At 73.8% G+C, this 4,489-nt stretch carries 6 protein-coding genes; 2 read left to right on the top strand and 4 right to left on the bottom strand.

What is annotated here, in order from left to right; all coding sequences use genetic code 11:
• The 4 genes from QZ433_RS09615 to QZ433_RS09600 form a co-directional block, all read right to left on the bottom strand.
• On the bottom strand, positions 1-244 hold a 244-nt coding region (locus tag QZ433_RS09615; protein ID WP_295782532.1), incomplete at its 3' end, for an ATP-binding cassette domain-containing protein.
• Positions 241-1,074 carry an ABC transporter permease subunit gene (locus tag QZ433_RS09610; RefSeq protein WP_295782531.1) on the bottom strand — a complete coding sequence of 278 codons (834 nt, stop codon included), beginning with the start codon at positions 1,072-1,074 and terminating at the stop codon, positions 241-243. The genes QZ433_RS09610 and QZ433_RS09615, both read right to left, overlap by 4 nt.
• Positions 1,071-1,946, bottom strand: a complete 876-nt coding sequence (locus QZ433_RS09605; RefSeq protein WP_295782528.1) for an ABC transporter permease subunit — start codon at positions 1,944-1,946, stop codon at positions 1,071-1,073. Before QZ433_RS09605 ends, QZ433_RS09610 begins: the two co-directional genes overlap by 4 nt.
• Complete coding sequence (locus tag QZ433_RS09600) at positions 1,943-3,187, bottom strand: ABC transporter substrate-binding protein (RefSeq protein WP_295782526.1); 1,245 nt, start codon at positions 3,185-3,187, stop codon at positions 1,943-1,945. Before QZ433_RS09600 ends, QZ433_RS09605 begins: the two co-directional genes overlap by 4 nt.
• A gap of 73 nt (positions 3,188-3,260) precedes the next feature.
• On the opposite strand from QZ433_RS09600, the gene QZ433_RS09595 reads away from it, so the two are divergent.
• A complete protein-coding gene (locus tag QZ433_RS09595; protein ID WP_295782523.1) occupies positions 3,261-3,953 on the top strand; it encodes a TVP38/TMEM64 family protein in 693 nt (230 codons plus the stop codon).
• The coding region (locus tag QZ433_RS09590) for a CDP-alcohol phosphatidyltransferase family protein (RefSeq protein ID WP_295782520.1) at positions 3,946-4,489 on the top strand (544 nt) is incomplete at its 3' end. The genes QZ433_RS09595 and QZ433_RS09590, both read left to right, overlap by 8 nt.

The following is a 4,489-nucleotide window of genomic DNA, read 5'->3' as shown; positions in this document are numbered from 1 at the left end:
TGCCGACGCCGCGCTGCTCGGCGGCGACGGCGGCGACGTCGCGGCCGGCGATCGCGACCGTGCCGCGGTCGGGCGACTCGAGGCCGGCGATCACGCGCAGCAGCGTCGATTTGCCCGATCCGCTGGGTCCGAGCACCGCGGTGCAGGTTCCCGCGGCGACCGTCAGCGACAGGTCGTCGAGGGCGGGGGCCGTCGAGGCGGCGAAGGTCTTGGTCAGTCCCGAGAGGACCAGGTCGGCGCTCACGCGCTCACCTCTTTCGACGAACGGGTGCGGCGGCGGCCGAAGGCCAGCACGCCGACGAGCAGCAGGACGGGCGGGGCGACCGCCGAGAGCGACATCAGGGCGACCGCGGCGTCGTTACCCAGGCCCGCGGCCGCCGAGGCGACGACGAGGGGCAGGGTGACGACCTCGCCACCCCCGACGATGAGGGTGACGATGTAGTCGCTCCACGCCACGAGGAAGGCGAGGAACGCGGCGCGCGCGAGCGCGGGGGCGATCAGCGGAAGCTGCACGCGGCGCAGCACCTGCAGGCGCCCGGCACCGAGGAGGCGCGCCTCCTCTTCGTACGAGCGGTCGTACGCGCCGTAGGCGGTGCGCATCACGAACGCCGTGTACGGCAGCGCCATGACCGTCAGCACCATCGCCACCCCGACGAGCGAGGGCACGTGCGCGCGCAGCAGGACGACGTTGACGCCGAGCACCGCCGCGAACGGCGGCAGGGCGATCGGCGCGAGCAGCAGCACAGAGACGAACCGGGCGCCGGGGACGGCACCGAAGGTCAGCGCGCGGGCCGCGAGGGCGCCGATCAGCGTGGCCGCGATCGCGACGACGACTCCGAGCACCAGCGAGCGCCCGAGCGCCGGCAGCGCCCCGAACGCGATCGCCTGATCGAGCGAGCGCAGGCCGAAGGCCGTGGGAAGCGCCGACGGAAAGCTCCAGCGGTCGGCGAACGACCACAGCACGAGCGGCAGCAGGGGCAGAGCGAACCACACCGCGAGGGCGATGGCGAGCAGTCGCCGCAGGGCCTTGCCGGCGCCGCGCGAGCGGGTGAGGGGACTGTCGACGGCGGTCATCGCCACGCCGCCGTCCGCCGGAGCGCGGCGAAGGTCAGGGCCACCGCGGCGAGGGCGAGCACGCTCGTGACGAGGGCGACGGCCGCCGCCTCGGGACGGGAGTCGAGCGAGACGCCCTGGAACAGCCGCACGGCGAGCACCGGAAGCGGCTCGGGCGAGGTGCGTCCGAGCAACCACAGCACCTCGTACGACCCGAGCGCGTAGACGAAGCTGATCGCCGCTCCGATGAGGATCGTGGGCGCCGTCAGCGGCAGCAGCACGTGGCGGAAGCGCTGCGCGCGACCGGCGCCGAGCAGCGCCGCGGTCTCGTCGTAGGTCTGGATGCGGGTCGCGAGCGTGCCCGTGACGATGAGGGCGATGAACGCCGACTCCTTCCACGCCAGCTCGACGATCGCGGCGCCCCAGAGCGGTCCGCCGACCCACGGCGCCCATGCCTCGGGAGGGATGCCGAGCAGGCGCGGCAGCACGCCGGCGTCCGACAGCAGCAGCCCCACGGTGGCGGCGGCGATGAGGTGCGGGATGGTGACGGTGAGGGTGCCGAGGGCGGCCACCGCGCGGCTGCTGCGCGTGCGCGAGACGATCACGATCGCCGCGAGAGTGCCGATGACCACCGCCAGCACGGTGCTGAGCGCCGCGACGCTGAGCGAGACCCCGACGGCGGCGAACAGCTCGCCCGGACGCGCGGTGAAGGCCTCGACCCCCGGGGTGGGCCGCCCCACCACCGGCAGCAGCCCGAACGCCTGCAGCGCCGTCGCCCCGATGCCGCCGCCCAGCACCACGAGCGAGAGCACGGCGGCGGGCAGCACCAGCAGCGCCCCGCGCAGCTTCTCGCGGGGCGAGCCGGCGCGCCGGGCGACGGGCGCCCAGGTCACCGCGACAGCACGTTCTGCCGCCAGCCGTCGTCGAGGGCGGGGACCCATTCGGCGGCGAGCTCGCCGTGCGCGTTGCGCGAGAGCTCGTCGTACGGCGGCACGACGGGCGAGACCGGCAGGGCGTCGAAGAGGGCGCGGTCCTCGGCCGACAGGGCGTTCAGGTCGAGCACGGGGAACTGCCCCCACACGTCGGGCTCGGCCTTCTTCGCCTGCTGCTCCGCCGAGAGGGCGACGTTGGCGACGACCATCGCGCCCGCCGCGGCGTCGGAGTTGACGGGCAGGCCGAGGAAGCTGGCGTTGCCGACCGTTCCGTCCTCGAGCGTCAGCACCTTGGTCTGGGCGGGGTAGGTCCCGTCGGCCACGAGACCCGTGAGCGTCGCCGGGCCGTAGGTCATGGTCATGTCGACCTGACGATCGGCGAACAGCTGGCCGAGCTCGGTCTCGTTCGCGGGGTAGGTGTCACCGCCGCGCCACAGGTTCGGGGCGAGGGCGTCCAGACGTTCCCACAGGGCGGGCGACAGCTCGTCGTAGGCGTCCTGCGAGAACGCCGTGGGCACCTGGTCGGCTCCGCCCGACACGCTCGCGAGCGCCTCGCGCACGAAGACCGAGCCGGTGAAGTCCGGCGGCGCCGGGTAGGTGAACCGGCCGGGGTGGGCGGCGGCCCAATCGAGCACGCCTGCGAGCGTGGTCGGCGGGTCGGTCACGGTCTCGGCGTTGTAGGCGAGCGTGAACTGCGCCTTGTGCCACGGCGCCTCGCACCCGTCGACGGGGGTGCCGAAATCGGACTGCAGCAGCGGGTCGTCGGCCGAGGTGTTCGCCATCGACGGCAGCATCCCGGTCCAGCCGCAGCGCCACGCCCCGGCCTCCTTGCCCGTGCGGAAGTTGTCGCCGTTGACCCACACCAGATCGACGCTGCCGTCCTCCCGTCCGGCCTGCAGCTCGGTGAAGACGCGGTTCAGCGCGTCGCGGGTGTCGGTGACGGGAACGCGCTCGAGCGTCACGCCGTACTCCGCGACCGCGGGCGCGAGCACGTCGTCGATGTAGGCGTTGCCCTGGTCGTCGCCGCCGTACATCCACAGCTGCACGGTCTGCCCCTTCGCGGCCGAGAGCACGGCATCCCAGTCGGCGAACTCCGCCGTGTCGGGGGCCGCGGGCGCGGCGCAGCCGGCGAGGGCGAAGAGGGCGGATGCCGCGGCCACGGTGATCGCGGCGAGACGACGTCGGTGTCGAAGGGGGGTCATGGGGGCTCCTCGGTCGGGACCGGCGACCGCAGGTCGCGTGCGGACTTAGGGTATGGGAGGCGAGAGGGAATCGATGGAACCGGACCGAACCGACGCGCCCGCGCGCGGTGCGATGCGCCGACCCCTTCTGCGCCTGGTGCTTCTCGGTGTCTTCGTCGCCGTCGTCGCAACGGTTGGTTTCGTCTTCGTTCCGCACGACGTCGAACAGATCCGCTCATGGTCGAGTCAGGTCGGCTGGCCGGGTGTCGTGCTGTTCACGCTGCTGTACGCGGCGCTGACGTTGAGCCCCGCCCCGAAGAACGTCCTCGGCATCGCCGCCGGTCTGGTGTGGGGCTTCCCGGTAGCGTTCGCGATGGTCTATATCGGCGCGCTGCTGGGGGCGGCGGCATCCTTCCTGATCGGTCGCGCCCTCGGCCGCGAGGCCGTCGAACGCTTCACGGGGGCGCGGGTGGCCCGACTGGATGCCGCACTCGGGCGCCGCGGACTGCTCGCGGTGCTGAGCGCCCGGCTCATCCCGGTCATCCCGTTCACGCTCATCAACTACGGCGCCGGCCTGACGTCGGTGCGGCGACGCGACTACGCGATCGGCACCGCGGTGGGCATCCTCCCGGGGTCGGCCGCGTACGTGGCGCTCGGCGCGTTCGGGTGGGAGCTGGGCCCCGCATTCTGGGTCGCCCTGGCCGCCGTGGGCGTGCTGCTCGCGGCGGGACTGATCACGGGAGCGGTGGTCCGGCGGCGCCGCGCCGCGGGAGCGCCGGATGCTTGATCGCACGATGCGCGCGGTGCTCTCGGGTCCCCTGGATGCCGCGGCCGCGGCCCTCGACCGTCCCGGGATCACGCCCGACCGGCTCACCGTCGCCGGCCTCGTGCTCGCCCTGGCCTCGGCCGGTGCGGCCGCCGCGCAGTGGTGGGTCGTCGCCGCGGTGCTGTGGCTGCTGTCGCGAGTGGCCGACGGGCTCGACGGCACGCTCGCGCGGCGGCGGCGGGCGCGCGGCGCGGGCGGCGACAGCGAGGCGGGGGGCTTCCTCGACATCGCGGCCGACTTCATCGCCTACGGCGCCGGCGTCTTCGGCGTCGCGTGGGGCGCGACGGCGGCGTTCGGCATCCCGTGGTGGCCCTTCCTGCTCGTGCTGCTGACGTACTACGTCAACGGCACGGCGTTCCTGGCGTTCTCATCGATCGCCGAACGGACGGGCCGCCGCATCGACGACGGTCGGTCGCTGTCGTTCCTCGGGCGCATCGCCGAGGGCACCGAGACGATCGTCGTGCACACCCTCTGGCTGCTGCTGCCGTTCTGGGCCG

It is taken from the genome of uncultured Microbacterium sp., from assembly GCF_913776565.1.
Taxonomy (GTDB): domain Bacteria; phylum Actinomycetota; class Actinomycetes; order Actinomycetales; family Microbacteriaceae; genus Microbacterium.
This window is presented reverse-complemented; position numbering and strand designations above follow the sequence as displayed.

Bases quoted from the DNA above. Each gene is read 5' to 3' on its own strand.
- QZ433_RS09600 (WP_295782526.1), bottom strand. From the start codon at position 3,187: ATGACCCCCCTTCGACACCGACGTCGTCTCGCCGCGATCACCGTGGCC.
- QZ433_RS09610 (WP_295782531.1), bottom strand. From the start codon at position 1,074: ATGACCGCCGTCGACAGTCCCCTCACCCGCTCGCGCGGCGCCGGCAAG.
- QZ433_RS09595 (WP_295782523.1), top strand. From the start codon at position 3,261: ATGGAACCGGACCGAACCGACGCGCCCGCGCGCGGTGCGATGCGCCGA.